Here is a 24,976-nt window from a genome sequence, read left to right on the forward strand (position 1 = left end):
CCGAAGATCATCCCACTTCGCGCGCTCCGTCCCTTCATGATTCCCTACGGGCGCCCACCCGGGCCGTCACGGGCGGCACGCAGCCGTCGGCAGCAGTGTGGGAGGGCGGAATTGACACACGTACTGGTCGAACGCGACGACGTACTCCGGGCCGCGGCTGCTGCCCTGGCCCGGGCGCGCTCCGGGAGGGGCAGTTGGCTGATGCTGGCCGCGCCGCCAGGCCGGGGCCGCACCGCCATGCTCGACGCCGTCATCCGACGAGCGAGCGCCGACGACGGCATACGGGTGCTGTCGGCGCGCTGCGCACCCGAGGAGACGGCCTTCCCCTTCGCCCTCGTCCGCCAGGTCTTCCCGACCGCCGATGGAATTCCCTTCGGCGACCTCGCCGCCGAGCAGGAGCAACAGGTCTTCCACCAGCTGCTGGACCTGCTTTCCCGGACCGCCGAGGCCAATCCCGTGCTGCTGGCCGTCGACGACCTGCACTGCGCGGATCCGGTGTCACGCCGCTGGACCGGGTACCTGGCGCGCCGGATCGCCCGGCTTCCGGTCCTCCTGCTGGCCACCGAATGCCGCGAACACACCGACGTCACCTGGCTGCCCCGGACCACGGGCGCGTGCCACCCGCTTCCCCCGCTCGGGCCGGACGCCGTCACGCAGCTCGCGCGCGATCGCGGACTGGCCCCCGAGCGCCATGCGATGTGCCGGGACGCGACCGGCGGCAACCCGGCCCTCGTACAGGCCCTCCTCGCCGACCTCGCCGACTCGACCGGCCCCGCTGCCCTCGCCTCCCTGTCCGACCCCACTGGCCCAGCAGCCGGCCGACCCCCGCACCACCCGGAGGGCGGCGCCCCGCTCACCCGCTACCGCGACGCGCTCGCGCGCTGGATCCGGCACCGTGCCGACGACGAAACCCGCCACATGGGCCTCGCCCTCGCCGCCACCGCCCAGTGTTCTCCAGCCACAGGTTCCGCCCTGCTCCAGGAGGCACTGGCGTTGTGCCCCGCCCGTCACGCGGGCGCGCCGAGCGCTCCGCGGCTGGCCCGGCTGTTCTCCCACCCGCTCGCTCTGGAAGCCGTACTGGAGGCCGCCGACCCCGCCGAACTGGCCGCCCTGCACACCCATGCCGCCCGGCTGCTCCACGACCGCGGCGCTCCCGCCCCAACCGTCGCCGACCGGCTGCTGCACCTGGACCGCCCGTGTGAGGCATGGATGGCCCGCTGCCTCGAGGACGCGGCCGACGAGGCCGTGCGGGCCGGGCGTATCGGAGAAGCCGTCGGCCTGCTGCGCCACGCCCTGCGCGCGCAGCCGCCACTGGCCCGGCACCGGCACGCCGACCTCACCCTGCGCTTGGGATCACTCGAGTTCCCGCACAGCGCGCAGGCCGGCATCCGCAGGCTCCGCGAGGGCCTCGACCTGCACCCAGAGGGCCACGAGCGCGCCGCCGCCGCACCCGCCCTCGGCGCGGCCCTCGCCGCCAGCGGCCGTACGGACAGTGCGCTGAGCGTCCTGCACCGGGCGAGCAGCAGCACGGACGACGACGAGCTGGTGCACATCCTGCGGACCGTCACCGCCCTCATCTCCTCGCACGACGCGGCCGCCTGGCGCGATGCCGTAGCAGGCCTGCGCGCCCTCGTTCCCACGGCCCCGGCCACCGTCGAACCGCTGGTCTGCGGTCTGATCACCGAGTACGAGACCGGCGCCGGGCTCCTCTCCGCAGCCGAGGTCCTCGCCCGGATCCGGCCCCGGCTCGCTGCGGCACCGGTCCACCCGCTGCTGCGCACCGCCTGGATGGGCAGCGCTGCCACCCTGCTGCAGTGGGCGGACCAGCTGGAGGACGCCCGGGCCCTTGCCGAGCAGGGGCTGCCCGCACCGCCCGCGTCGCCGGACCTGACCGACGTGGGCCTGCAATGTCTGCTGAGCGCCCGGGCGGAAGCCGCGCTCTGGGCCGGTGACTTCCGGCGCGTCATCGCCGAGAACACCCTCCTGGCGCACACCTGCACCGGACGCGGCATCCGCGCGCCCCACCTGGTCTCGATGGTGGCGCTCGCCCGGTACGAACTCGGGCAGCACGAACAGGCCTGGCAGCTACTTTCAGCACCCGACACGACCACCGCGGACAGCTCCTGGGAGTGGAACGAACTGCGCTACGCACGCGCCCTGCTCCACAGCGTGGAAGGACGCTGGCAGGCCGCCCTCGACGACTACCTGGCCTGCGGCACCGGCCAGAGCGCTCGCGACTTCGTCAGCCCCGTAGCCACACCGTGGCGCTCCGGCGCGGCCCTCGTTCTGGCCCGCCTCGGCCGTGCGGGCCGGGCCCGAGAGCTGGCGGAGGAGGAACTGCACCACGCGCGCCGCTGGGGAACCCCTCGTACGGTCGGCAGGGCGCTCCGGGCCCACGCCGCGGCCGTCGGCGGCCGACGGGGCCTGGACTCGCTCGTCGAGGCGGCCGCCCTGCTCGAGGGAGCGCCCGCACCGGTGGAACGCATCGAGACCCTGATCGACCTCGGCCGAGCACGCATCGAGGCGGGGCTCGGCCGCAGGGGCCGGGACGATCTGCGAGCCGCGGAGGCCGAAGCGGTCCGCCTGCTGTCCCCGACGGGTGCCGACGACGGCCCGGACCACCGCCTCGGGCAAGCCCCGGACGACCGCCTCGGGCATGGCCAGGACAACCGCCTCGGGCCAGGCCCGGGCGACGGCGGCCCCGAGCCGGCAGCACCACCGACGGGCCGGCTCGTGCGGGCCACGCGGGCAGCGCTGCGCGCCGCGAACGCCCGCACCACGACACGGGCCCGGACCGGCCCGAGCGCATTGACCGGAGCGGAACGCCGGGTCGTCGACCTCGCCGCCCTGGGGCACACGAACACGCAGATCGGCGAGGCGCTCCACCTGACCCGGCGCACGGTGGAGTCTCACCTCACCAGCGCCTACCGGAAACTGAAGGTGACCCGCCGCACCCAGCTCGCGGTCGGCCTGGCCGGAACGGACACCGCCGGGGGAGTGCCACCGGGGTGACCACGAAAACTAGGGGAGCGTCGTGTTCGTGGTCTTCCACGATGTGCGCGGACACCGCTGCCGGACAGAGTGGGCACCGCGCCGGTCCGGCCCCCACGGACCGGCGCCACCTCCATCCGACCGGCGCCGTAGCACCCGCAACGGGGTCGCGTACGAAAGGTACCGAGCATGATCTTCACGATGCGCACGTCCGCCAGTTCGGCCCTGGTCGCCCTGATCGCGGTCGCGGGGACGACCCTCCCCGCGACCGCCGCCGAGGCCCGCCCCGCCGCCGTTCCCACGGCGCAGAGCGCCTCGGATCTGGGGGCCATGCTGGCCCCCAACGAGCTGTGGCAGCTGCGCAAGCGCGGCAGCCGCTACGAGATCGCCAACGCCCACAGCGGCATGTGTCTGAAGGTGAAGGGCGCCTCGAACGACAACGGGGCCCCGGTGGTTCAGACCGAATGCGGCACCGCGAGCGAGCAGTTGTGGAAGTCGGAGGTCACCGACGGCGGTACGTTCATCCAGCTGCGCAACGCCAACTCCGGCAAGTGCCTCGACATCTCCGGGGGTTCGGCGCGCAAGGGCGCCAAGATCGTCCAGTGGGACTGCAGCGGCGGCCTGAACCAGAAGTGGTGGGACACGGACGGCATCGACGGCAACCCCGGCTACTGGATCAGCGGTACCACCCCGAGCGGTGCCCCCACCTGGATGTGCCTGGACATGCCCGGCGCCAGCACCACCTCCGGCACGCAGGCGGCCGTATGGGAGTGCGTCTAGGCTGCCGATGCCCCCGCCTGCCCGGCCGGGGAGGGCAGGACCGCGGCCAAGCGGCGGTGAGGGCGTCGACCGACGGGAGGCCGGGGGGCCGTATGCGATCGCCGAGCGGCTGTGAGCCTGCGAAATCTGCACTCCGGCGAACAGAGCGACCCTGTGACCGAGCACCAGGCCCGTCCGATGAGCACTGGACTTGTCGTGCGGTGTGGTGAAGCCGGCTTCCGGCGCGGCGATGAGTTTGCGGGCACCCGCAGGTCTATCTCTTGACGGAGACAACCGACTCATCGGGAGTAAGCCATGGGCCTCATTCACATCGAGCTGTTCGCGACCCTCGACCTCGTCGGGCAGGCGCCCGGCGGTCCCGACGAGGACCCGGTGGGGTTCCCGTTCGGCGGCTGGCAGGCGCCCCTGCTGGACGAGGTCGCCGGGGCGCAGGTCGGTGCCGCGTACGAGGGCACGGACGCCCTCCTGCTCGGCCGGCGGACGTACGACATCTTCGCCGCCTACTGGCCTCACCAGAAGGGCGGCGAGGACAACGAGATCGCCACGCTCTTCAACAGCGTCCCGAAGTACGTGGCCTCTCGCGGCAGGCCCGACCTCTCGTGGGCCGGGTCCACGCAGCTCGGCCCGGACCTCGCCGACGCGGTGCGCGAGATCCGGGACCGCCACGAGCACGTGAAGGTCGTCGGGAGCCTGAACCTCGTGCAGACCCTCCTGCGCGAGAAGCTCTTCGACCGTCTCGACCTCTGGCTGCACCCGATCGTGCTCGGCGTCGGGAAGAAGGTGTTCGACGGTGGCGCGGTGCCCACCAACGTCAAGCTCCTCGCACCCCCGGCAGCCAGCCCGAAGGGCACCGTGTACCTGCGCTACGGGCTCGCCGACGGCACGCCCGCGACGGGGGACATGAGCGCACCCGATCGCGGTGTCGGAAGCGACGACTGAAGCCACCCTGCGCCTGGCGGGTCCGTGTCCCTGCGGAACAGGTGCCGGGATGCCGGCTACCCGCCCTGCCCCGTGCCCGAGAGACCGCGGGCGGTGCTGGAAGTCCCGAACGTCATCCGTGGGAGACCTGGGGTGGGCGGGCCTGTGCTGATGCGGCCCGCCCACCCCGGTGCTCACCCGCCGCTCACGATCTCGTTCACGATCCAGGCGCCGAGTTCTTCGGTCATGGTGGTGTGTCCTTCATTGCGGCTGGCGCACACGAAGGCGTCGAGGGCGCTGTCGTCCTGTGTGGTCGGACGGTAGAGCGCCTTTGTGTCGTTGATGTCGCCGACGGCGACGGCGCTGATGCTTGGGATGAAGCAGGACGTGCTGATGACGTCCGGGTCCACGGTGTTGCCGAGGAGGCCCATGAGGATGGCGGCCAGGCCGAAACTGCCGGTGTCGCCGACAGGGGACGGCATGGTGAACATGCCTCCGGGAGCGCCGTCGATCTCGGGCAGACCGCTGGTGCGAACCGACGTCGGCTCGTCGCCCGTCTTCTGCAGGCGGGCGACGACCTGGTCACCCTGTGCCTGCGTCTTGAGCCATGTGTCGTGCAGCGTGTCGCCGTCACACCTCACCGCGGCCGCGCCGGCCTTGACGCCGTTCCCGGCACCGGTGTCCACTCCGTTCGCGACGCCGATCTTACGGACGGTGCGCGGCCATCCCCCGAGCTCGTCGAGCTTCTGGAGGAACGCCACCCGCTCCGGCGCCTGCTGGGGGGTTTCGTCGGCCTTTTCGATGTGCCACCGTGCCATCTGCCGTGCGGCGGGGCTGTTGAGCAGTCCGGAGAGCTGGCGCAGGACGGGGCCCAGGGTGGGAGCGTCTCCCCAGTTGTCCGTGGCGAAGTGCGCGAAGGCCTGGAGGGCGATGGGGAACCATGCGCCGTGGTGGGGGGAGTCGTAGGAGATGTAGGTGGAGGTCTCGTGGTCGGGAAGCTCGGGGGCGTGCTCCATCTTGGCCAGTGCGTAGCGGGTGACCAGTCCGCCCATGCTGAATCCGCCTACGGTCAGCTTCGCCCGGCCCACTCGCTCGGCGATGGCGCGGCGGATGCATTCGATGGCGGTGTCGGCGTTGTCCGTGATCGATGCCGTCCGGTCGTCGTACCCGAGGATGATCACGTCGCGACCGGCCGCGTGGAGTTCGGAGACGAAGCGGTAGTCGCCGTTCTCCTCCAGACCGTGCCAGAGCTGGTCGAGGTTGCTCGACCCGCTCGAGAAGCCGTCGGAGAGGATGACGGGCCTGACGAGCTGCCTGCGGTTCAGCGGGCTGTAATAAACCCAGGCCGTTCCGCCGGCAAGGCGCCATTCGTCATGCGGTTCCGGCGCGGGAGGAAACGAGGAGCGGGTCCCGGGGGAGACCGGACCCCAGATGTCAACGACGGGGGTGGACATGCTCAGTTGACTCCTTGCGTACGTCGCGGATACACGGAAATGAGCTGGTCCCGCTCACGCAGCGCTGCGCGGGGGCGTGACCACTCCACAGCATAGTCACAGATTGAATACAAATGGCTACTCTGAGTAGGGAAGGGGTGGCGTCGTCCCCTGTCACCACCCGCAGCCCGGCCACGCGCGGTTCCGTCGGCCGGGCCCTCAAGACCCCGTGGCCCGGGTCCGTCGGCCAGCCGTGGTCAGTCTCCGGTGCCGCCGTCGTACGTCGGGCAGGTCATCCCCGACACCCCACCGCGGCCCCCAGCCAGGACGCCATGGGCAGCAAGGGCCGCACCGCCGTCAACTCCCCGTCCGTCATGTCCGGCGGATACCGGCGCTGCCGGTCGCGGTGGTCGGCAGCGGTTGCCGTACACGTGGGGCCCTGCGCTCACGCAGTGAGTTTGCGACGCATTGCAGGGCGCCTCGCGAAGGCAATCGCTCTCAGATCTGAGCCTGCAAGCTACGCAACACCGTGTGGGTCTGCCACATTTCGGCGCGAACATCATCGGGCATCATCTGGGTCAGATGCCTGGGTGCTCAACGGGAGAGGGAGCCACGATGCAACCGATCATCATCGTCCTGATCATTCTGGTGGTGCTGGTCTTCATCGCCCTGATCAAGTCGATTCAGGTGATCCCGCAGGCCAGCGCCGCCATCGTCGAACGCTTCGGCCGCTACACGCGCACCCTCAACGGGGGCCTCAACTTCGTCGTCCCGTTCATCGACTCCATCCGCAACCGCATCGATCTGCGCGAGCAGGTCGTGCCGTTCCCGCCGCAGCCGGTCATCACCCAGGACAACCTGGTCGTAACATCGACACGATCATCTACTACCAGGTGACCGACGCCCGCGCCGCGACCTACGAGGTCGCCAGCTACATCCAGGCCATCGAGCAGCTCACCGTCACCACGCTGCGCAACATCATCGGCGGCATGGACCTGGAGCGGACCCACACCTCCCGCGAGGGGGTCAACGCGGCTCTGCGCAGTGCTCTCGACGAGGCCACCGGCGAGTGGGGTATCCGGGTCAACCGCGTCAAGCTGGGGACCATTGAGCCATCCGCTTCTGCCCAGGAATCGATTTCTACCCAGGACTTGGAGAAGGGGGAGCGCGCCGAGGCCGACAAGCGGGCCGCGCTGATACGGGCGGAGACAGAACGCAAAGTAGCCGCCGTCATCGCCGCCGGGCAGAGGACGGCACCGATCGCACCACCGTCGCGACCACAGGGGAATTTCCAGCGTCCCGGGCACCAGTCGTTACGGGAGGGCGATCCCCGCCGTATCGACCGTTACCAGCTGACGGCCCGGCTGGGCCAGGGCGGCATGGGGACGGTCTATCTCGGTCGCTCCCCCGGGGAGCGCATGGTCGCGGGCAAGGTCATCCAGCCTGAATTGGCTGCCGATCCCGCCTTTCGTCAGCGGTTCGGTCGCGAGATCGAAGCCGCACGTCGTGTTGGAGGATTCCACACCGCGTCGGTGGTCGCCGCCGGACGCACACAGCGAACCGCCCTGGCTGGTCACCGAGTACATCCCCGGCCCGTCGCTGCACGACGTCCTGCGGCAGCTCGGTGCTCTGCCCGTCAAAACCCTCCAAGTCCTGACCGTCGGTATCGCCGAAGCCCTTGAGGGCATTCACGCCTGCGGCATCGTCCATCGTGACCGCAAGCCCAGCAACGTCATCATTTCCGACACCGGCCCTCGCGTCATCGACTTCGGCATCGCCCGAGCCCTCGACGGCACCGCGATCACCCGCACCGATCAAGTCATCGGCACGCGGGGCTTCCTCGCCCCGGAGCAGCTCCCCGGCGCACCGATCACCTTTGCCACGGACGTCTACGCCTTCGGCATGGTGCTGTGCCACGCCGCGGGGGCCGTGCCATCCGAGGACGGCGAATCCCTCGAGTCTGCCCTCAGCCTGCTGCCGTCCCGCCTGTTCGACCTCATCACTCGCTGCCTTGACCGTGATCCCGCATGCCGCCCGACGCCCACTCAGGTGCTGAACAGCTCTCTCACAGCCGACCATCGGCCGGCGACTGGCTGCCGCCTCCCGTACGTACGATGGTCGATCTACACAATGCCCCTACCGCGGCCTCGGCGGATTGACAGTCCCGGCTGCCACAGGACGGTACGAAGCGGGGCAAGAAGCCGTGCACGGTTTCGGTCAGCGTGAGGGAGGGGTTCGGCGTCCGGTGGATGCTTGATCGTCAGGGGTGTCGTGGCGGCGCCGTCGCCGTGATCGGCGGGGCCGGCAGCTTCGTGGCCGTCAGCGAACTGCTGGGATCCTCACTGGTCGGCGCCTTCCCGCTGAGGGAGGCCACCGAGCTGGGCGGCCCGACCGGCCGGGGGACCACCGTTGGATTCGCCATCGGGATCGGCGCGAAGACGGTGGCGATACTGAAACTGCCCATGACCTCCGTGTGCTTGCCACCTTGCCGCTCGGCGCGGACGGTCTGACCGTGATGCCGCTGTTGATCGTCGCCGTCGTGGCCGCATACGTCGGCACGCTCCGGCCCACCCGGCCACCCCCCCCGGCGGGGCCGCCGCCCGGAGCGCGACCACGGCCGGCAGTGCCCGCCGCGTAACCACCAACGCCACGCGCTGAGCGGAGCCGCTCTCCAGGTGGTCACCGCGATGAGCCTGCATCTGCGCCTCGCGACCAAAGGCGCACCGCAGCCGCCCCGCCCTGACGTTCACCCCCACCGAAGGGCCGCCTTCACCGCCTGCCGTTGTCCGTGGCAGGGCAGAGGCGTTCGGGGGGCACCGGCGTGGCCCGCTTGACCCGTCGGGCCAGGGGCCGCGGAGTCGGGACGCGGCGCCCCGCGGGCGCCGGCACCCCTGCCCGCCGGGGCCGCCCGTACAACACGCTGTCCGGGGACACCAGGCGGCCCTGACCTCCGGGAGCGGTTGTGCCGATGGTCGTCGACCTGGTCGTGATCGGCACGGCCATCACCCTCGGACCGCTGCACAACAGCGCCTTCATCCTGCTGCTCGCGTCGCGCCGCGGTGTTCGCAAGGGGCTCGCCTTCCTGCTGTCCTGGCTGGCAAACCTGGTCGCGGTGGTCGCCTGCGTCGTGCTGCTGACCGGTGGGACGCCGCCCGTCCACCACAGCACGCCGTCAACCGCCGCGCTCGCCGCCAAGCTGGCGATCGGCGTAGGCCTGGTGCTGTTCGGCGGCTACCGGCTCCGCCAGCCGTCCCGCCCCTACCGGCCACCGAGCTGGGCGGCCCGCATCGACAACGCCTCGCTAGGCACCTCTGCCGCTCTCGCCTGGTTGCTCCAGCCGTGGGCCCTGGTCGGTGCCGGTGCCGCCACGGTCGTCGACGCCGACCTCTCCTCCCTCTCCGACTGGCTCGCGCTGACCGGCTACTGCCTGCTGGCCACCCTCAGCCTTCTGGTCATGGAGATGTACACCGTCTGGGCGCCGGGCGCCGCGCAGACTCGGCTGAACGCTCTGCGGACCTGGCTCGAGCACCACCAGGACCAGCTGATCGTCACCCTCGCGCTGCTGGCCGGACTCTGGCTGACCAGCAGCAGCATCTACGCACTCGTCGCCTGAGGGGTGTCGTGTGATGTGCGCTGGGTGTACGTCAATCCTTCCCGTGGACGGGCGGTCGTGAGCGGTCGGCAGTCGGCGCAGGCGGAGGACCTTTCCTTGCGGGGCGGGAGCGGTTGCGGATCCGGCAGGCGCAACTGCTTGCGCTCACACGGCGCTGAGCCCTACGAGAACGCTGATCGCAACCACAGTCAATGAATTCACCTGAGTGGAGCAATCGAGAGGTCGCCGGGCGGGTGGATGTACGCCGAATGGGCGATGGTGATCTCACTGTCCGGCGTGCGGAGGTCTCCACGCCGGATTCACCAAGTGCAGCCGATCCGGGGCTGCGGAGTTCGGTAACACGGCCTGCATTGAAACCCGTAACGGGGTGTCCCATGAAACGGAAGTCTTTCGCAACGGCGACTGCGATTCTGTGCGGTCTTGTCGTGATGGGTCCGACGTCGCCTGCTTCCGCGCATGTGCGCGCCGCATCGGCGCCTGCTTCTGGCGAGAAATCTCCTACCTGCCCCTCGCCCAACGCCCCGCCCGGAACAGGCTCACAGATCAGCGCCGCCGACGCTGCCGAGATCGTCCGCATCCACAACGATGCGCGCCATCAGGCCGTCCAAAAATACAACCCTGGCCTTCCCGTTGTTTCGGTTGTGTGGAATCCCAAGCTTGCCTGTGACGCGCAGGCTTGGGCCGATGACCCGGCATCCAGCCAGGGCGGCGGGCTCCATCACAGCAGCCGTGCCACAAATGGAAACGAGGGTGAGAATCTTTTCAATGCTTTCCCTGGTCCGGCACGGCCCATGATGGCGCTGGACCCTTCCGTGAGCTTCAGCTGGATAGCCGAGAAGCCCAAATTCGACGCCGATAACAACGCCCCGATCAACATCAATGCATCCTCGGGTGCCAACTATCGTGCGTGGGGTCATTACTCTCAGATGATATGGATGTCCCCCGCGTCGCCCACCACCGCTATCGGTTGTGGCGTGAAGCAGGGCGTGCCTGTGTCGAGCAGCACGGGGTGGATTCTGGTGTGCCGGTACACCGCGGCAGGCAACATCAACGGGCAGCGGGCCATCGCCCAGTCCGGGGCAGCCGTGGCCTGTGACCCGGCGGTCGCCAACCGGGCTCCGACCGCCGGGACGGCGGCCCAGGCGAGGGATTCGGTGACGTGTCTGATCAATGCACAGCGCACTCAGCGCGGGCTGCCTGCCCTCACCGTCAACCAGGCGCTGACGAACGCGGCCGGGCAGCATGCCAGCGCGGCCGTCCAGCTGAAGTGGTGGGGTCCGGGCAAGGACCCCCACCGCAATCCCCAGACCGGCTCCACACCGCAGAGCCGCATCCAGGCGGCCGCGTACTGTCCGAACCCCCGGTCGTGGGAGTTCAGCGAGATCACGTACACCGGGTGGGGCGGATCGGGAACCCCGCAGGCGGCCGTCAACTGGTGGATGAACAGCCCCGGCCACCGCGCCATCATCCTCAAGCCGTCCCTGCGCGACATCGGGACTTCGGCCCAGCCCGGCTCGGCGGACCCGGCCGGAGCCTCGTCGTCCAACGCCGGCACCTACGTCGTGGACTTCGGACGATGCCAGCAGTGAATCCGCCCGCCGCCAGCGGTCCGGTCGTCGCCTGACGGATCGCGCGGCCTGGTCGGACCGGTCCTGGTCCTCCGCCGGAGCGGAGGGCCGGGACCGGCCCGTATGCGGATGGTGGGCAGCCGTAGCATCCTGCATGGACGTCCTCGCCGTGCGGGGTCACTCCCGTACGACATCGCTGAGCCGCGCGTCGGCGGCCCGGAGTTGGGGCCAAATACGCGTGGTGGCGTCGGCGCCGCGACGCCAGTTCTGCCGTTCGGTGTTGACTGGTCGGCGACGGGGGTGGCCTTGCCGGCCAGGTGGTCATCGAAGCTGACGATCATCTCGGGCTCGGCGATTCGACGGCCGGCGCCGAGTACAGCGTGGAGTCCCTGACCCAGCACGGCTGGACCAAGACCACCACCTCGGGCGCCCACCGCATCCGGTCAGGAACGTGATCTGTGCACCTGCGGCGGGCCCACGAAGCGGTGTGCGGACATCGGTGCCGGTCGCGTCTGACTGTCTCCCTCTCCGGCGGGGGGACCCCTGGCGGGATTGTCACACCGAGGCGTTAGAGTGTGCGCCGCGGTTGAGACGGCTGACCAGCGTACTCGTCGGGCAGGGCCCGCCGCGGCACCTCTTGACATGCCGTCAAGGGGTACGGGGGCGGCCGCCGGGCTGTTGCGGCGCGTCTCCGTTCGGAAACCGGAAACAGCCAGGAGAACCATGAGAAAGAGAGCGCGGAGAGCGAGCATTCTCGCCGCCGCCACCGCCGTCGCGGCCACGGGCATGCTCATAGCCGCACCGAACGCCAGCGCGGGCACGTCCGAGATCGTGAACCCCGGCTTCGAGAGCGGCAACGCGTCCTGGAACGAGAAGGTGACCCCGTTCGCAGGGCACCCGATCAACAACTCCTCCGCGTGGCCGGCCCACTCGGGCACCGGCAAGGCGGAGCTGGGCGGCCAGGGCCTGACGGGCATGAGCCGCGTCTCGCAGCAGGTCACCATCCCGGCGTACCGGGTTCCGGTGCTGTCGTTCTGGGTGCGCAGCGACGTGCTCAACGCCGGGGCAGGCGGCTTCGGCTTCCGTCAGCTGATCGTGGAGGCCACGGCGGAGGACGGCACGCCTTATGAGTTGCACGACCGCATGAACAAGGGCGGGACCAACGGTTCTTACGAGAAGGTGACGGTCACGCTGCCCGACGCCTTCTACGGCTCGTCCCCGCAGAAGGTGAACATCAGCTTCATGGTGATCGAGGACTCGGCGAACCGGATGCCGTTCCTGATCGACGACGTGAGCATGGAGTACCGCTTCAAGACGATCGACCGTCCGGTGATCATTCCGGGCGGGATCTTCCGGCCCATCGGCGGCTGATTCCCGCCCGCTGGGCAAGGCGGCGTGGCTGACGTGTACCCACGGTGGCCGCGCCGCGATGCCGCCGTTCGCCGTCCGTCGATCGGCGTCCGTGCGGGTTGCCTGCTGCCGTGATGGCGACTGTTCCCGCGTCCGGTGCGACGGGGACGGTTCGACAGGGCACTCAACTCCAGACATGTGATCCCGGGCCTGAAGGCGCCAATACCACGTCCTCTTCCGAGCCGGACAGCCCGCACGTCCTACCTGGCGACACTGACCCGCCCGCTGGCCCCCGAGGCCGCCGCGACCGTACTGACGCAGACGGGTGCGGCGATGGCACAGGACGTCGAGAGAACGCTGAGCGGCCACACGGTGTGCTACCCACCCGCAGAGCCGGACACGCTCCTCGAACCCCTCTACCCGGACCGGCTCGGGGAGGATTTCGTCGCCCTGCAGACCGCGGGCCACTCACTGCCGGACTACGCCGCCGACGACTGGGCCGCCCAGGCCCCCGCCCGTCTGCTGGTTCCCACCGGCCCTGAGTCGGACTCGGCGTCGCCCCCGTCCTGGTCCCGCCCAGCGCTCACAGTGCTGATCGAAACCTCCCTGCGCTGGCGCCATGTGGCCGAAAGTCAGCTCTATCCGCTCCTGACCGCCCACCCCCGGCTCGCCCGGGCCGCCGGCGGGGCCGCCCTGGCCCGGCTCACCGAGATCGAGCGCGTCGACCTCAGGGTCCTCAAAGCCATCGAGCCCCATCTACCCCGACTGAGTGTCGATCTTGCGCCAGCGACCGCCGCCATCACACGCGTCCTCACCGCCGACCGCCTCAAGAGCACCGACGACTCCCATGAGCGCGCGCAGCTGTACATCACGCTGGCGGGCTCCCTGCTTGTGGCCGGCCTGCATGAGGAGGCCCTGCCTGAGATCACCGAAGCCACGCTGATCTGGCGGCGGCTGGCTCAGCCCGCACACGAGGCCGTAATGATCCGGCGTCGGCACGTCCGGGCGAACCGGCGTGCCCACATTCCCGTCCTCGCCGACATCCTCGACAACCTCTCCGCCCTGTATGCCGGGCTGGGGCAGCGTCAGCGGGCGCGTGAACTGACCGAGGAAGCGGTCGGGCTGTACCGGGAGGCGGTTGGGGCCAACCCCGCAGCCCACACGCCGGCCCTGGCAATCGCACTGAACAACCTGGCGATCGGGTTGAGTTGAGTGGTTCTGTCATCGCCTGATGGTGTGGGTACGGGCGGAATCTGCTGGTCCGCGGCCGGTGGTCTGTTGGGTGGCGGGGGAGTGAACGCAAGCCTTACCCGAGCGACTTATCGGACGAGCAGTGGTCGTTGATCGAGCCGGTGATCACGGCGTGGAAGGGCCGGCACCGCTCGGTCAGCGGCCACCAGGGCGCCTACGAGATGCGGGAGATCGTGAACGCGATCCTCTACCAGGGCCGGACGGGCTGCCAGTGGGCCTACCTGCCGCACGGTCTTCCCCAGAAGAGCGCGACGTACTACTACTTCGCCGCCTGGCAGGGACGACAGAACCGACCAGGTCATCCACGAACGCCTGCGCTGCCAGGTCCGTGAGCGGGCCCGGCGATCAGAGGACCCGACCCTGGTGGTGCTGGACACCCAGAGTGTCGACGCGGCCGCCGGGGTCCCGGCCACGACGACCGGCCGGGATCCGGCGAAGCGGGTGCCGGGCCGCAAGCGGGGCCTGGCCGTGGACGTGCTCGGGCTGGTCGTCGCTGTCATCGTGCTGGCCGCGAGCGCGCATGACAACGCCGCGGGCATCGCCCTGCTGGACCAGGTCGCCGAGAACGCCAGTGGCACGGTCGAGAAGGCGCTGGTTGACCAGGGCTTCAAGAACCAGGTCGTCGCACATGGCTTCGGCCTGGGCATAGACGTCGAGATCGTCGCACGCAACCCGCAGGAGAGGGGGTTCGTTCCGCAGCCGAAGCGGTGGGGGGTCGAGCAGACCTACGGGATCCTGATACTGCACCGGCGCCTGGTCCGCGACTACGAGCACCGTCCTGCCTCCTCCGCCTCCCGCGTCTACTGGGCCATGGCCCACGTCATGGTCCGCCGTCTCACCGGCGCGGATACTCCGACCTGGTGCGAAGAGCGGGCGGTGACAGCATGAACATCCAGCCCCTGCTCGATGCCCTGGACATCCAGGAAGGCGCCGCCCGGGCCCTGGCCGACGACCTCCGCGCACAGATCGGCGACCTGCAGACCCGGTTGTGGGAGGCCGAGACCCACCTGGAGCACCTCGTGATCACCCGCAAGACCGTCACCGGTCTCGCCGACCGGCTCCCGGCCGTCGCGCCGGACCTGCCCGAGCACCCGGACTACCCCCGCCTCCTCGCCGTCTTCAACGAGGCCACCGACCCGCTGCGGGCCCGTGATATCTGCGAAGCCCTCGGCCACGAGCTGCTGCCGAAGAACATCGCGGGAACCCGCGCCAAGCTGAAACGTCGGCGCTGCCGCCCTCAGCGGTCAGCCGCCCCTATCCGCATACCTCACACAGCACGGGATACAGCCACCGCTCCAGGCCCTTCAGGGACTTCGCGAAGATTCACCTTGACGAGCCGAAGTCAGTAGTACTCCAGTGTGACTTCGCGATCTACGCGCTGGAGGGGGCGGAGAGCCGCTGCCGGTAATGGCTGCGACGTGCCGAAGCTTGGTGGCTTCTGCCGCCAGTTCGACCAGTGCGGGAGTGCGTTCAGGGCTGTGATCGGCGGGCTGAACAGTGCGCCGATCAGGCGGCGGAGATCTCCAGGACCGTCAGGTCGACCGGGTCTCCGCTTTGGGCCGGGCGGTTGGGATCCGCACGTCTGGTCGGCCTCGCGTCGTCGACTGCCGCGGCAAGGAACGCGATTGCGAGCATGGCCAGGGTGACGTGCCGGTGCCAGGCTGTCCAGTTGCGAACCTGGTGGTGGCCCAAGCCGACCTGCCCCTTGGCCGCCTGGAAGCACTCAGCCGCTGCATCGGACCGGGACGCTATGGCCGGCGTGCTCCGCCAGATGCCAGCAGTTCTTGCGCTCGGTCCCGGACAGCAACCCGAGCAGATAGGCGCGGGCCGCGGCCCGAGGTTCCACTCGCTCGAACAGGCCCGCAATCCGACCATGGCCATCGAGCAGGGTCTACGCTACGGCCCGCGGCTACCGCACGATCTTCAAGAGTCCACACAAGCCCTTGATCATCTCGCGGTGGCCGCACGCATCAGGCGTCGTAGTACTCGCCGTCGTCACCCTGGAGCTTCGCCTCCAGGGCATCCGCCACTTCGCGCATCGTCGCAATCACCGCGTCGCTCGGGTTCTTGGACACGATCCGCCCGGCGCTCCACCACATCGGGGCCACCTCGAGGCCGGGATCGGCAGTGACCACCGCTTCCAATCCGCTGCGGTGACGTCCTGGCCCTCACCGTCAGTTGTGTTCGCGTGGTTCGTCGCCTGCCGTCTTGGCCTGCTTGCGGTAGGCCCCCGGCGGCGATCCGAAGTGTCGTTTGAAAGCTTTGGCGAAGGCGAACTCCGACGTGTACCCCGTGTGCTGCGCGATTGTGCTCAGCGGGGCCGGCGATTGGTGCAGCAACCGCGCCGCCGTGGCCATCCGCCAGTTGGTCAGGTAGGTCAACGGCGGCTCGCCGACCACCGAGGCGAAGCGGCGGGCGAACGCCGCGCGGGACAGCCCGGCGCGGGTGCCCAGCGACTCCACGGTCCAGGGATGGCCAGGATCGTCGTGGATCGCCTTCAGGGCCGGGGCGACTGCCGGGTCGGTCAGCGCGGCCGCCCAACCCCGGGTCCGTTCCCTCGGTAGTTCGGCGTACCACGACCGGAGGATGTACAGCAGCAGCAGATCGATGAGCGCCGTGACGACCGCGTCCGAGCCCGGCTGCGGCGCGTGGAACTCGGCGCACAGCTGATCGACCGCCGAGCGCAGCACCGGGTGGCGGCCGGGAACCGCGGGGAGGTGGATGACCTCCGGTAGATCGCTGAACAGCGGATGCGGGCGCTCAACGTCGATCGCGTACGCGCCGCACACCAGCACCGTTTGCAGCCCTGGTCCGTCCACGGTGACCTGGCCGATCGGCGAGGAACGGTCCACGCGGTCTGGTACGAAGTCCACCGGATCGCGGTCCGGCACGTCGCACAGGGTGTGTCCGCTGCCGCGCCGCAGGAACACGATGTCGCCGGGTCCGAGCGCGAGCGGTTGGCCGTGCGGTGGCAGCAGGTGGCAGTGCCCTTCCACGACCACGTGGAATCCGGCTCCTGAGATGGGTTGGAACTTAAGGGCCCACGGGGCGTGCGCGTCGGTGCGGGTCACCATCGGGCGTCCCGTGCGCAGGACTTCGAGGGTGTCGCTCAGGATGTCCATAGCGCCACTCTAGTGCCTGCATGGCGAGACGATATGACAGGGAATTGAGATCTCAAGTCATTCAGCGTCTCGATATGGAGGCGTACGTTCTTGCCATGGCGGTTGCCGCACCCCGGCACTGCATCGACGAAGGAATGGATCCCATGTCTCTGGCTGGCAAGAAGATCGTGATCATCGGTGGAACCTCTGGCATCGGCTTCGCGGTAGCCCAACAGGCCGCGGCGGCTGGCGCGGACGTCGTGGTCGCCTCTAGCAATCAGGACCGCGTGGACACTGCGACGAAGCGGTTGGGCGAGCGGGCCGAAGGCCGCCGCCTGGACGTCGCCGACGGCAACGCCATCGCCGCGTTCTTCGAGCAGGTCGGGGAGTTCGACCACCTCGTCTACACCGCGGGCGAATCTCTGCTGATCAAGCCGTTGGTCGACACCACCCCGCAGGAGGCCAGGGCCGTCTTCGAGCGCCGGTTCTGGGGCGCGTTCCTCTCCGCCAAGTACGCTGCACCGCGACTGCGCGACGGCGGCTCAATCACTTTCAGCTCCGGCGTCCTCGCGATCCGCCCCCTGTCCGGAACCGCGCTCACGGCAGGTATCACCGGCGGCATCGAGGCCCTGTCCCGGGCACTCGCCGTCGAACTCGCCCCTCTGCGCGTCAACGTGATCCAGCCCGGTGTGATCCGCACCGAGCTGTGGGACGGCAGTGTCCCGGACCCGGAGGCTTTCCTCCAGGGCGCCGGGTCCGAGCTGCTCACGCGGCGTGTCGGCACTGCCGAGGAAGCCGCGGCGGCCTATCTCTTCGTCTTGGCCAACGCCTACGTCACCGGCACCACGCTCGCGATAGACGGCGGCGCGGCACTGGTGTGACATAGGCGCCACGCATCTGGGCCCTGCCGCTGTCAGGGTCCGCCGTCAAGTTCCTCCAGTACCTCGTCTCCCGGAGCGACTTTGGGGGAGCGCTGCCGGTACGCCAGAAGGACATGGCGGCCGAGTACGGGGTCACGCCCCAGGCCGTCAGCGGCCTCATGGCGCCTCTGTGTGACCTGAACATCGTGCTCAGGCCGCGCAGTGAGGAGCGCACCGGCAACTCCTACCGGCTTCACCCCTCGCAAGTACGAGACCCCCGAGGCCATGGAGGCCGCGTTTCGCACCGCCCTCGTCCGCATCCAGGCCGGGGACCTTCCCAATCTGAAGCTCCCGACGTACCACCAGGCGCCGCCCGCCCCGACGGGCCGCCCGAAGCTCCAGGTCGCCTGACCGGGGCTGCGGGAGCCGGACAAGACAGAAGGCCCCCACCGAGGTGGGGGCCTTCTGCGCCTGAGTAACAGTTGGTGCTCTCACTATATCCGCCTCTCCCCAGGTCCGGACAGCTGGATTGCGCGGCACGCGACGTCCGTGTTCCCCATCGAGCCGCTCCGGGGCTGCCGCTGCCGAACCCCGGCGAGTTCTGATAGTCCACCGGTCCGGCGGCACCCGATGTGGTGGGAGCGCCTCACGGGTTGAGAGCGCTTGTATTCACTCGCTCCAAGGTGTGCAGGGTTGCGGTCCAGCCAGCTGCGTGCTGCCGCGCGTTCGTCCGGACGAGCGATCTCGGACGTAGCCAAGTAGACGACGAAGGGGTGATTTCCTTCGCGCGTTTGGCGGCGCAGTTTGGGTGCTGCTCTGTTTCACCGGACGCCGACAGTTGTGCTGTGCCGCCGAATCTTGCACGCGTGTCTATGTGCTGCGCAGGAGCGAACGCCGCCGAAGGGGTTAGTCGGAGAACAACTCGCCGTGCACTTTCCAGTGCTGGGTGGCTGCGTTGCTGCCCGTGACGACGTATTGGCCCCTATTGGGGATTTTCGTCGTGCGATCCTTGCCGTCCACACTCCAATGCACGACGACACTCCATGTGCATCTATGCGAGGTGGCGTGGACGGACAGGGTGACCGACTCCTTGTCGGATTGCGTCACCTGGTACTTGGGGGATTTGATCTGCTTGCCGTCTCTGCTTTTAAATGCAATCTCTACGGGGCTGGCATCAGCCTCCAGGACCGTCGAGCTATGGGGGATCATGGACGTAGGCACACGGTCGTCATAGATGGGTACTCCCGCGGTGCTGGGGCCGCAGTTCACTTTTGGTTCCAGCTGCTTGACGACCACGGTCTTGTCTGATTTTCCGCGAAGGATGAACGAGAGTCTCTGTGAAACCGCTGTAGCTCCGTTCTCCGTCGCCCATGAGTCCAGTCTGTCGTATTCGACTTGTGCCGGCGGAGGCGCAAGGTCGCCATAGGTCTTTCCTCCGAAGACCCATGCGCTCGCTGTGGGTTCTTCGACGTCGATGCTAAGTCCATGTTGTTCTTTGCCGACAATGCGCCTTACAAGGTGACCTGTGGCCGGCCATAGCCATTCGGTCACGGCGACCAGAATGATTCCGCCGATCATGGTGAGAACCAGGCCTCTGACGTCAGGCGAAAGACGCTGCCACCACCGCTTGGCCTCTACGCGGACACGAGCGCGACGCGAGGCCTCTGAGGGAGCTCGTGCGGGATCCTCCTGTGCCATGAGGCCACGCTAGAGCCCCCGACTCGCACACCCCCGTGCCCGACACCGCAACCCACCCGGCTGGTGGAATCCCCTTTGTGCCTGTGCATTGGAGCGAGGACGGCGAGCTGTTGATCGACGTGTGCAGACGTGTGCAGTTTGTCGTCGCTACGGAGGCCCCTGAGGTGCATGCGGCCTGGCCGGCGTTGAGATCGGGCGGCGCATGCAGCTCGGCACGTCTTCCCTTTGGTCCGGGGCAGGCCGCGGTGCGCCTCTCGCCAGGCGTATGCGGCGCGCGAGTCCAAGAGTTCCTGGTACACAGGATGCTCTCGGGGGACTCGCAGCCGGAACTGGTCCTCCGTTCGAGCAAGCGCAGCGTGCGCGTCGTCGTCGACGACGACTCCCAGGTCGATCCGGTCCCGGCCGTCTCCGACGACGCCGAACACGGACTTGCCGTTGATCAATCGACGGCCCGTTCGGTCACGACCGATTCCCACGGCACCGGTCACCAGTCACCAAGAACCCGACCACCGCCACCGCAGCGGGTCGTGGGCCTGGTGACTGGTGCGGGGCGGGCCGGTGAGTGCTGACCGATCGTCGTGACCGATCCGGTGATCGGTGACCGGTGACCGGTGACTGATCCGAGTCGCGGTGACCGGTGACCGATCGACTGCCCGTCGGTCACCGGTCATGACCGATTCCCACGTGACCGGTCACCACGACTCCGGATACCGACCGCTGCCCGCGTCGCAGACCGCGGGCTCGGTGACTTTCGTGGAGCGGGCCGGTGAGTGGAGGTCGCTACGCTGACTCGTCGCTGACTGGGGAGGCTGTGCGATGAGTTCGGTGCTGCGTATCGATCCCGACGGTGGAACGACCCTCATGCCGTGGCCCGGTGATGCGCTGCAACGGGGCTTGCTGATCCGGGCCGGGGTCGGAGGCTCGGCGGATATTGCGGTATACCACCGCCGTGCCGTGCTCCATGCCCATGGCAACGGGCAGTCCGAGCGTCTGCCGCTGAACCTGGCTGTGTGGGTGCTGGCTTCGGTGTGGCGGGGGGTCGAGCTGCCGTACGGTCTTCACGGCACGGTGATGGTGACGGGCCAGCAGTTCCAGGAGCTGGATACGGACCTGGTGGCGGAGGTTCAGGGCGTGTGCGTGGAGGTGGCCGAAGTACGGGCAGAGTGGCAGGACCGGCCGCCGGCCGGCGAGGGCGCCGTTCGCGCCGAGTTCCTCGCCGCGGCCGGGTACGCCAGGGATGCACTGCGCGCTCCGCCGGCCTGAGCGGCTGTGGGGCTACGGGACGTACTCCAGCGGCCTCTCGCCGCGTCTCCCCCTCCCGGTTCGGCGCCGCAGTGGCCCGACGGCTCAGCTGAACAGTGCCTCGCCCTTGTCGGACCTTGTCGAACGTGAACGCACGAGGGTGGCGGACATGCGGCTGTGGTGAATCCCGCCGATGCCGATGCGGTTCTACGAAGTGACTGAGGCCCTGCTGGATACCGGCAGGGCCTCAGTTCGTCTACTGCAGCCAGACTTTTTTGGTGAACCATCTGATGTCGCCGAGGGCGTCTTCCGCCTGACCTCCGAGAACTGAGTCTTCGAGTAGCGATTCGAGCCGGCTCATCAGCTCGGCGCTCACGGTCCCGTGGATGCGCCCCAGGTGTCCCATGCACGTGACGGCCAGGGCGACAATCTGCGGGTCATTTTCTGGTCCCAGGCAGTCGAGGAGGATGCGTTCCATCTTCCTCCGATCCGGATGATTCAGGGTCAACGCGAGGAGTGCCCTGGTGGAGCGACTGCTGTCAGAGCTGCGGAGGTCCGCCGCCATGGCTTCTCTCCACTGCCGGAGTTCTTCATCTCCGTTGGTCACTATGTTCTCTGTCCTTGGACCTGATCCTCTTGTGCAGCGTACGAGCGCATCACGGTGTCATGCCCGCCCGGTGAATGGCTCGGCGGGGGCGGGCTTGCCGGAGAGGACTTGGGTGATGGTGTCTTCGAGGGTGAGGTCATAGGTGCGTGCCATCTGCTGGATGCGGGCGACGGTCCGGCGGGGGATCGAGCTGCCGTACGGTCTTCACGGCACGGTGATGGTGACCGGCCCGCAGTTCCAGGAGCTGGATACGGACCTGGTGGCGGAGGTTCAGGGCGTGTGCGTGGAGGTGGCCGAGGTACGGGCAGAGTGGCAGGACCGGCCGCCGGCCAGCGAGGGCGCCGTTCGTGCCGAGCTCCTCGCCGCGGCCGGGTACGCCAGGAAATGCACTGCGCGCTCCGCCGGCTTACCGAGGCTGAGCAAATAGGGGCACCTGAGCCGTGACGCGTCGAAGGGGGCATTCAGTAGAAGGCGGCTTTCCAGTTGGGTAAGGATGACGGCACCCATGACGCGACCCGATTCGTCCAGAACGGCGGGCCGCCAAGGTCCCTACCGATACCCCGCCGGGGCTCCTGTCCCTCGCTGCCTGGCGGCACGGATACGTCGAGCTGCCAGTCTCCGTCTGACCCAGTCGGGTCCATGGTTGTGCCCGCGAGCCAGATCCCTTCGAGGTGATGCGGGTAGCGCTGTGGAATCGTGTGCGCCGTAGATCCCTACTCGTGTGTCAGGCGGGGGCACTGTTCCCCACCTTGCGCCCGCTGCCCCGCCGACGTCGTCGGAGGCCGCTCGACCGGGCTGTTCCTGAACGGAGAGGCGCCACCCGGGCTTCTTGTACTCAAGGGGAGGCGAGGCTCGCGCGGGCTGCGGTCATGAAGGCGATCTTGTGTTCTTCAAGGTGCTCGTTGACCTCGACGTCGCCGATCTCGCGCCACACCGCCTGGTTGAGTGCCCGGGCGTATGCATGCACAGGGGCGTGCAGGTCCGCATCGCTGAGCAGCACGAGGTGCCGTTCAGCGATCCAGAGTCTGGTCATGGCAGCCGAAGCTGTACGGTTCCAGTCATCGTCATCGCCCCACGCCTCGGGGCGGCTGTAGGCCGCCCGTTCGGCATCCTGGACGCAGGCGATGAAGTCCTTGATCGCCTGGATCAGTTCTGCCCGGCGCGCCTCCCTGGTGGCGGCTGTCTGGCGGCGTTCCTCCAACCGTTCAGCGGAGCGCTGAGTGGCGCGTTGGGAGAGCGCCGTCAGGCCACCACCGAGGGCGACGCCTGCGAGTGAAAAGACTGGTGCCCACACTTCCATCGCCACGCGGCGCCCCCCTACGACAAAATCCTTGCCCGTCACGTGCACATGGTCTGGTGGCGGTGCAGTGAGCCGTCCGGATGGGCGGTCGAGCCCGACTGTGTACAGCCGGACAGATCAGCGGGCGTCAGGTCACGCACGAGGACCGGCACGACAACCGCGGCCTCGTCACGAAGAAGGCTCATGCGCCTATCCGATCATCCCGAGGACCTGTGGACCAGAGAATTTCGCGTACAGGCCTCCGCAACGTGGTGGTTTCGCGGCTCTCGCAACCCCTCACAGCCCTCGTCCACGTTGGGGCAACAGGACAAGCAACTTTGGGGCCGGTCCAAACAGGGGGTGGTGGCGGTCACGAATCGCCATCGCCGCGCAGGATCTTCCAGGTCTTCATGCGGGCGAAGACGTGCTCGCGGCGAGCGCGGACCTGCTCGTGGGACTGGTTGTGGGCCTGATTCCAGTCGCGCAGTTCTTCGCCTTCGCGGCGACGGTGGGTATGACGAGTCCTGTACCTGAATAGCCTCCGTCGGCGATCGTGGTGCTCTGCAGACAGCCCTGGCCCCTCGATTCACCCCATGCCCTGCAGTCGTTGCGGTAGCCAGGCAGTGGCCGACCGACCACCACGACGAGTCGGGTGTCCGCGTCAATGACGACCTGGTGGTTGGTGGAGTACCGATAGTTCTTGGGCTGTTCGGCGACCGAGTGGTCGCGGGTGGATACCAGGGTGCCGTCCACGATCAGGACGGTGTCCTTGCGGATCCGCTTGCGGGGCTGGAGCGCCAGCGACGGGCCGAGGTTGTTGATGATGCGGTCGGCCGCAGACTTCGAGACACCGAACAGCGGTGCGAGCTGGCGCAGAGTTGAGTTCGTGCGCCAATACGCCGCCACGAGCAGCACACGGTTCTCCAGCGGAAGGCCCCACGGGCGGCCCTTGCGGACCGGATCTGCGCCTTCGTGGGCGTAACGCCGTGATCAGCTTGCGAAAGCAGCGCGGGCTCAGTCCGGAGAACGGGCTATTCAGGACGGCTCCGACGCCGTGATCACCCCAGCCACTGCCAGATCGTCTCACCCGCCGTCCCGTCTCACTGCGGCGTGAGGGAATCTCTGACTGCGTATCGCTTGGCCGGGCCACAAGTCGTCATAGGCGGCGTCCATGAACTGCACCTGTGCCCCGCGCAGTGCCGACGCATCGGCTATCTCGCCCCGGGCCGCCTCAGCGACGCGGCCCGCATAACGATACGTAGCGCCCCGCAGGGGCGCACTTCTGGCCGCCAGGTCGATCTCTGCTTGCGCAAGCCACAGGTCATCGACGAGCTGGTCGAGCACGGGATCGGTTGCGGTTCCTGCCACTGGGCGCGTGAGCGCGGCCTTCTCCACCTGCGACGCAATGCTCAGGAACTTCAGGATCACATTCTTCAGTTCCGCACGGTGCGCAGCCGACTCCTGTACCTCAAGCTGCCGGGAGCTCACCCGCGACACCATGTACTGGCCAAACAGCGACCCGCCCGCGCCGAGCGCAACACCTGCCAGAGACAACAACGCCGGCCCCAAAGTTCCCCAAGATCCCATGACAGGAGTATCTCAACTCGCCGATTGAGAGAGCCGGGCTGCCCATCGACCGCCCGCACCGGGGCAGACGTCTCTGGCTGGCCTTCTCCCGGCCCAGCCGGCAGACCCCGCTTCTGGTCAGCCGAACCAGCGGAACCGACAGCGGAGCGGCTACCGCTCGCCTGCCGAGGCAGGTAGGTACGGCCCGTACCCGGAACGGTTGCGGGAGCAGTTCGAGGGTGTGATCTGGCGGTTCCGGTCCAGTGCCCAGTGGCGGGAGATGCCTGCCGAGTTCGGCCCCTGGGCCACCGTCTACGGACGCTTCCGCGTCTGGCGGGACGCCGGTGTCTTCACTGCCCTGCTGGAAGGCCTGATCGCCGAGGGCGCCCGCGTGGGGAGAACAGACTTGTCGCTGGTCAGCGTGGATTCCACCACGGTCCGCGCGCATCATGACGCCGCAGGGATGCGCGTCAGCAAGCACCTCATGGACGCTCTGGAAGAAGCCGCGCACGAGCAGGAAGCAGCACGGCAAAAAAGGGCGGACCAGAGGAACAGAACGGACAGGCCGCGCGCCGGCACATCCGACGCAGACGCAAGCTCCGCCTGAGGGAAGCTCTGCTCGGCAGGTCCCGGGGCGGCCTGACCAGCAAGATTCATCTTGCCGCGGACCGCAGGTGCCGTCCGCTCGCGCTGGTCCTGACCGCCGGGCAGGCCGGGGA

At 68.7% G+C, this 24,976-nt stretch carries 24 protein-coding genes and 5 pseudogenes; 19 read left to right on the forward strand and 10 right to left on the reverse strand.

What is annotated here, in order from left to right:
* Window positions 1-111 precede the first annotated feature (111 nt).
* The 3 genes from ACFYOB_RS38030 to ACFYOB_RS38040 all read left to right on the forward strand — a co-directional run bounded on the left by ACFYOB_RS38030 (window position 112) and on the right by ACFYOB_RS38040 (window position 4,710).
* Complete coding sequence (locus tag ACFYOB_RS38030) at window positions 112-3,012, forward strand: AAA family ATPase (RefSeq protein WP_388568699.1); 2,901 nt, start codon at window positions 112-114, stop codon at window positions 3,010-3,012.
* A 168-nt stretch (window positions 3,013-3,180) separates the two neighbouring features.
* Complete coding sequence (locus tag ACFYOB_RS38035) at window positions 3,181-3,771, forward strand: RICIN domain-containing protein (RefSeq protein ID WP_388568701.1); 591 nt, start codon at window positions 3,181-3,183, stop codon at window positions 3,769-3,771.
* A 294-nt stretch (window positions 3,772-4,065) separates the two neighbouring features.
* Window positions 4,066-4,710, forward strand: a complete 645-nt coding sequence (locus ACFYOB_RS38040) for a dihydrofolate reductase family protein (RefSeq protein ID WP_388568704.1) — start codon at window positions 4,066-4,068, stop codon at window positions 4,708-4,710.
* Window positions 4,711-4,883: 173 nt separating this feature from the next.
* On the opposite strand, the gene ACFYOB_RS38045 is transcribed toward ACFYOB_RS38040, so the two are convergent.
* Window positions 4,884-6,143, reverse strand: a complete 1,260-nt coding sequence (locus tag ACFYOB_RS38045) for an esterase/lipase family protein (protein WP_388568707.1) — start codon at window positions 6,141-6,143, stop codon at window positions 4,884-4,886.
* Window positions 6,144-6,737: 594 nt separating this feature from the next.
* Between ACFYOB_RS38045 and ACFYOB_RS38050 the strand changes: the two are divergent.
* The 11 genes and pseudogenes from ACFYOB_RS38050 to ACFYOB_RS38100 form a co-directional block, all read left to right on the forward strand.
* A pseudogene (locus tag ACFYOB_RS38050) lies at window positions 6,738-7,453 on the forward strand (SPFH domain-containing protein); the annotation flags it as partial.
* A 175-nt stretch (window positions 7,454-7,628) separates the two neighbouring features.
* On the forward strand, window positions 7,629-8,348 hold the full coding sequence (locus ACFYOB_RS38055) for a serine/threonine-protein kinase (RefSeq protein ID WP_388568709.1): 720 nt from the start codon (window positions 7,629-7,631) through the stop codon (window positions 8,346-8,348).
* A 23-nt stretch (window positions 8,349-8,371) separates the two neighbouring features.
* Window positions 8,372-8,632: a hypothetical protein gene (locus ACFYOB_RS38060; RefSeq protein WP_388568712.1), complete on the forward strand. Its 261-nt coding sequence runs from the start codon at window positions 8,372-8,374 to the stop codon at window positions 8,630-8,632.
* Window positions 8,633-9,090: 458 nt separating this feature from the next.
* Entirely contained in the window at window positions 9,091-9,735 is a 645-nt protein-coding gene (locus ACFYOB_RS38065; RefSeq protein ID WP_388568753.1) for a GAP family protein, read from the forward strand.
* 428 nt (window positions 9,736-10,163) lie between these two features.
* Window positions 10,164-10,706, forward strand: a pseudogene (locus tag ACFYOB_RS38070) (CAP domain-containing protein); the annotation flags it as partial.
* Between the two features lie 21 nt (window positions 10,707-10,727).
* A complete protein-coding gene (locus ACFYOB_RS38075) occupies window positions 10,728-11,324 on the forward strand; it encodes a CAP domain-containing protein (protein WP_388568755.1) in 597 nt (198 codons plus the stop codon).
* Between the two features lie 296 nt (window positions 11,325-11,620).
* Window positions 11,621-11,758, forward strand: a complete 138-nt coding sequence (locus tag ACFYOB_RS38080) for a hypothetical protein (RefSeq protein WP_388568714.1) — start codon at window positions 11,621-11,623, stop codon at window positions 11,756-11,758.
* A gap of 268 nt (window positions 11,759-12,026) precedes the next feature.
* Window positions 12,027-12,674, forward strand: coding sequence for a hypothetical protein (locus ACFYOB_RS38085; RefSeq protein WP_388568717.1), 648 nt, complete (start codon window positions 12,027-12,029; stop codon window positions 12,672-12,674).
* A 312-nt stretch (window positions 12,675-12,986) separates the two neighbouring features.
* A complete protein-coding gene (locus ACFYOB_RS38090) occupies window positions 12,987-13,865 on the forward strand; it encodes a tetratricopeptide repeat protein (RefSeq protein WP_388568719.1) in 879 nt (292 codons plus the stop codon).
* A 44-nt stretch (window positions 13,866-13,909) separates the two neighbouring features.
* Window positions 13,910-14,792, forward strand: a pseudogene (locus ACFYOB_RS38095) (IS5 family transposase).
* On the forward strand, window positions 14,789-15,253 hold the full coding sequence (locus tag ACFYOB_RS38100) for a hypothetical protein (RefSeq protein ID WP_388568721.1): 465 nt from the start codon (window positions 14,789-14,791) through the stop codon (window positions 15,251-15,253). Before ACFYOB_RS38095 ends, ACFYOB_RS38100 begins: the two are co-directional and overlap by 4 nt.
* 157 nt (window positions 15,254-15,410) lie before the next feature.
* Here ACFYOB_RS38100 and ACFYOB_RS38105 read toward each other — a convergent pair whose 3' ends face one another.
* The 3 genes from ACFYOB_RS38105 to ACFYOB_RS38115 all read right to left on the reverse strand — a co-directional run bounded on the left by ACFYOB_RS38105 (window position 15,411) and on the right by ACFYOB_RS38115 (window position 17,026).
* On the reverse strand, window positions 15,411-15,539 hold the full coding sequence (locus tag ACFYOB_RS38105) for a hypothetical protein (protein WP_388568724.1): 129 nt from the start codon (window positions 15,537-15,539) through the stop codon (window positions 15,411-15,413).
* Between the two features lie 335 nt (window positions 15,540-15,874).
* Window positions 15,875-16,039 (reverse strand): hypothetical protein, encoded by a 165-nt coding sequence (locus ACFYOB_RS38110; protein WP_388568726.1) that lies wholly within the window; start codon window positions 16,037-16,039, stop codon window positions 15,875-15,877.
* Window positions 16,040-16,078: 39 nt separating this feature from the next.
* Window positions 16,079-17,026 carry an AraC family transcriptional regulator gene (locus ACFYOB_RS38115; protein ID WP_388568728.1) on the reverse strand — a complete coding sequence of 316 codons (948 nt, stop codon included), beginning with the start codon at window positions 17,024-17,026 and terminating at the stop codon, window positions 16,079-16,081.
* 44 nt (window positions 17,027-17,070) lie between these two features.
* Between ACFYOB_RS38115 and ACFYOB_RS38120 the strand changes: the two genes are divergently transcribed.
* Together ACFYOB_RS38120 and ACFYOB_RS38125 are read left to right on the forward strand one after the other, a co-directional pair.
* Window positions 17,071-17,886 carry an SDR family oxidoreductase gene (locus ACFYOB_RS38120; protein WP_388568730.1) on the forward strand — a complete coding sequence of 272 codons (816 nt, stop codon included), beginning with the start codon at window positions 17,071-17,073 and terminating at the stop codon, window positions 17,884-17,886.
* 201 nt (window positions 17,887-18,087) lie between these two features.
* Window positions 18,088-18,276: a hypothetical protein gene (locus ACFYOB_RS38125; protein WP_388568733.1), complete on the forward strand. Its 189-nt coding sequence runs from the start codon at window positions 18,088-18,090 to the stop codon at window positions 18,274-18,276.
* A 495-nt stretch (window positions 18,277-18,771) separates the two neighbouring features.
* Here ACFYOB_RS38125 and ACFYOB_RS38130 read toward each other — a convergent pair whose 3' ends face one another.
* Window positions 18,772-19,443 (reverse strand): hypothetical protein, encoded by a 672-nt coding sequence (locus ACFYOB_RS38130; RefSeq protein ID WP_388568736.1) that lies wholly within the window; start codon window positions 19,441-19,443, stop codon window positions 18,772-18,774.
* A 936-nt stretch (window positions 19,444-20,379) separates the two neighbouring features.
* On the opposite strand from ACFYOB_RS38130, the gene ACFYOB_RS38135 reads away from it, so the two are divergent.
* The gene (locus ACFYOB_RS38135) at window positions 20,380-20,826 is read left to right on the forward strand and encodes a hypothetical protein (RefSeq protein ID WP_388568739.1); all 447 of its coding nucleotides are present in this window, start codon (window positions 20,380-20,382) and stop codon (window positions 20,824-20,826) included.
* Between the two features lie 235 nt (window positions 20,827-21,061).
* Here ACFYOB_RS38135 and ACFYOB_RS38140 read toward each other — a convergent pair whose 3' ends face one another.
* Window positions 21,062-21,412: a hypothetical protein gene (locus ACFYOB_RS38140; protein WP_388568741.1), complete on the reverse strand. Its 351-nt coding sequence runs from the start codon at window positions 21,410-21,412 to the stop codon at window positions 21,062-21,064.
* Between the two features lie 160 nt (window positions 21,413-21,572).
* On the opposite strand from ACFYOB_RS38140, the gene ACFYOB_RS38145 reads away from it, so the two are divergent.
* Window positions 21,573-21,839, forward strand: coding sequence for a hypothetical protein (locus tag ACFYOB_RS38145; protein WP_388568743.1), 267 nt, complete (start codon window positions 21,573-21,575; stop codon window positions 21,837-21,839).
* A 408-nt stretch (window positions 21,840-22,247) separates the two neighbouring features.
* On the opposite strand, the gene ACFYOB_RS38150 is transcribed toward ACFYOB_RS38145, so the two are convergent.
* From ACFYOB_RS38150 to ACFYOB_RS38165, 4 genes and pseudogenes are all read right to left on the reverse strand, one after another.
* On the reverse strand, window positions 22,248-22,718 hold the full coding sequence (locus tag ACFYOB_RS38150; RefSeq protein WP_388568758.1) for a hypothetical protein: 471 nt from the start codon (window positions 22,716-22,718) through the stop codon (window positions 22,248-22,250).
* 32 nt (window positions 22,719-22,750) lie between these two features.
* On the reverse strand, window positions 22,751-22,897 hold the full coding sequence (locus ACFYOB_RS38155) for a hypothetical protein (RefSeq protein WP_388568745.1): 147 nt from the start codon (window positions 22,895-22,897) through the stop codon (window positions 22,751-22,753).
* Between the two features lie 164 nt (window positions 22,898-23,061).
* Window positions 23,062-23,762: pseudogene (locus ACFYOB_RS38160) on the reverse strand (transposase family protein).
* 12 nt (window positions 23,763-23,774) lie between these two features.
* The gene (locus tag ACFYOB_RS38165) at window positions 23,775-24,278 is read right to left on the reverse strand and encodes a hypothetical protein (protein WP_388568747.1); all 504 of its coding nucleotides are present in this window, start codon (window positions 24,276-24,278) and stop codon (window positions 23,775-23,777) included.
* A 172-nt stretch (window positions 24,279-24,450) separates the two neighbouring features.
* Here ACFYOB_RS38165 and ACFYOB_RS38170 point away from each other — a divergent pair.
* Window positions 24,451-24,976: pseudogene (locus tag ACFYOB_RS38170) on the forward strand (transposase); the annotation flags it as partial.

Source organism: Streptomyces sp. NPDC006463, assembly GCF_042870715.1.
Lineage (GTDB): Bacteria > Actinomycetota > Actinomycetes > Streptomycetales > Streptomycetaceae > Streptomyces.

Bases quoted from the DNA above. Each gene is read 5' to 3' on its own strand.
- ACFYOB_RS38035 (WP_388568701.1), top strand. From the start codon at position 3,181: ATGATCTTCACGATGCGCACGTCCGCCAGTTCGGCCCTGGTCGCCCTG.
- ACFYOB_RS38040 (WP_388568704.1), top strand. From the start codon at position 4,066: ATGGGCCTCATTCACATCGAGCTGTTCGCGACCCTCGACCTCGTCGGG.
- ACFYOB_RS38045 (WP_388568707.1), bottom strand. From the start codon at position 6,143: ATGTCCACCCCCGTCGTTGACATCTGGGGTCCGGTCTCCCCCGGGACC.
- ACFYOB_RS38060 (WP_388568712.1), top strand. From the start codon at position 8,372: ATGCTTGATCGTCAGGGGTGTCGTGGCGGCGCCGTCGCCGTGATCGGC.
- ACFYOB_RS38065 (WP_388568753.1), top strand. From the start codon at position 9,091: ATGGTCGTCGACCTGGTCGTGATCGGCACGGCCATCACCCTCGGACCG.
- ACFYOB_RS38085 (WP_388568717.1), top strand. From the start codon at position 12,027: ATGAGAAAGAGAGCGCGGAGAGCGAGCATTCTCGCCGCCGCCACCGCC.
- ACFYOB_RS38090 (WP_388568719.1), top strand. From the start codon at position 12,987: ATGGCACAGGACGTCGAGAGAACGCTGAGCGGCCACACGGTGTGCTAC.
- ACFYOB_RS38100 (WP_388568721.1), top strand. From the start codon at position 14,789: ATGAACATCCAGCCCCTGCTCGATGCCCTGGACATCCAGGAAGGCGCC.
- ACFYOB_RS38105 (WP_388568724.1), bottom strand. From the start codon at position 15,539: ATGCTCGCAATCGCGTTCCTTGCCGCGGCAGTCGACGACGCGAGGCCG.
- ACFYOB_RS38115 (WP_388568728.1), bottom strand. From the start codon at position 17,026: ATGGACATCCTGAGCGACACCCTCGAAGTCCTGCGCACGGGACGCCCG.
- ACFYOB_RS38130 (WP_388568736.1), bottom strand. From the start codon at position 19,443: ATGATCGGCGGAATCATTCTGGTCGCCGTGACCGAATGGCTATGGCCG.
- ACFYOB_RS38135 (WP_388568739.1), top strand. From the start codon at position 20,380: ATGAGTTCGGTGCTGCGTATCGATCCCGACGGTGGAACGACCCTCATG.
- ACFYOB_RS38145 (WP_388568743.1), top strand. From the start codon at position 21,573: ATGCGGGCGACGGTCCGGCGGGGGATCGAGCTGCCGTACGGTCTTCAC.
- ACFYOB_RS38155 (WP_388568745.1), bottom strand. From the start codon at position 22,897: ATGAGCCTTCTTCGTGACGAGGCCGCGGTTGTCGTGCCGGTCCTCGTG.
- ACFYOB_RS38165 (WP_388568747.1), bottom strand. From the start codon at position 24,278: ATGGGATCTTGGGGAACTTTGGGGCCGGCGTTGTTGTCTCTGGCAGGT.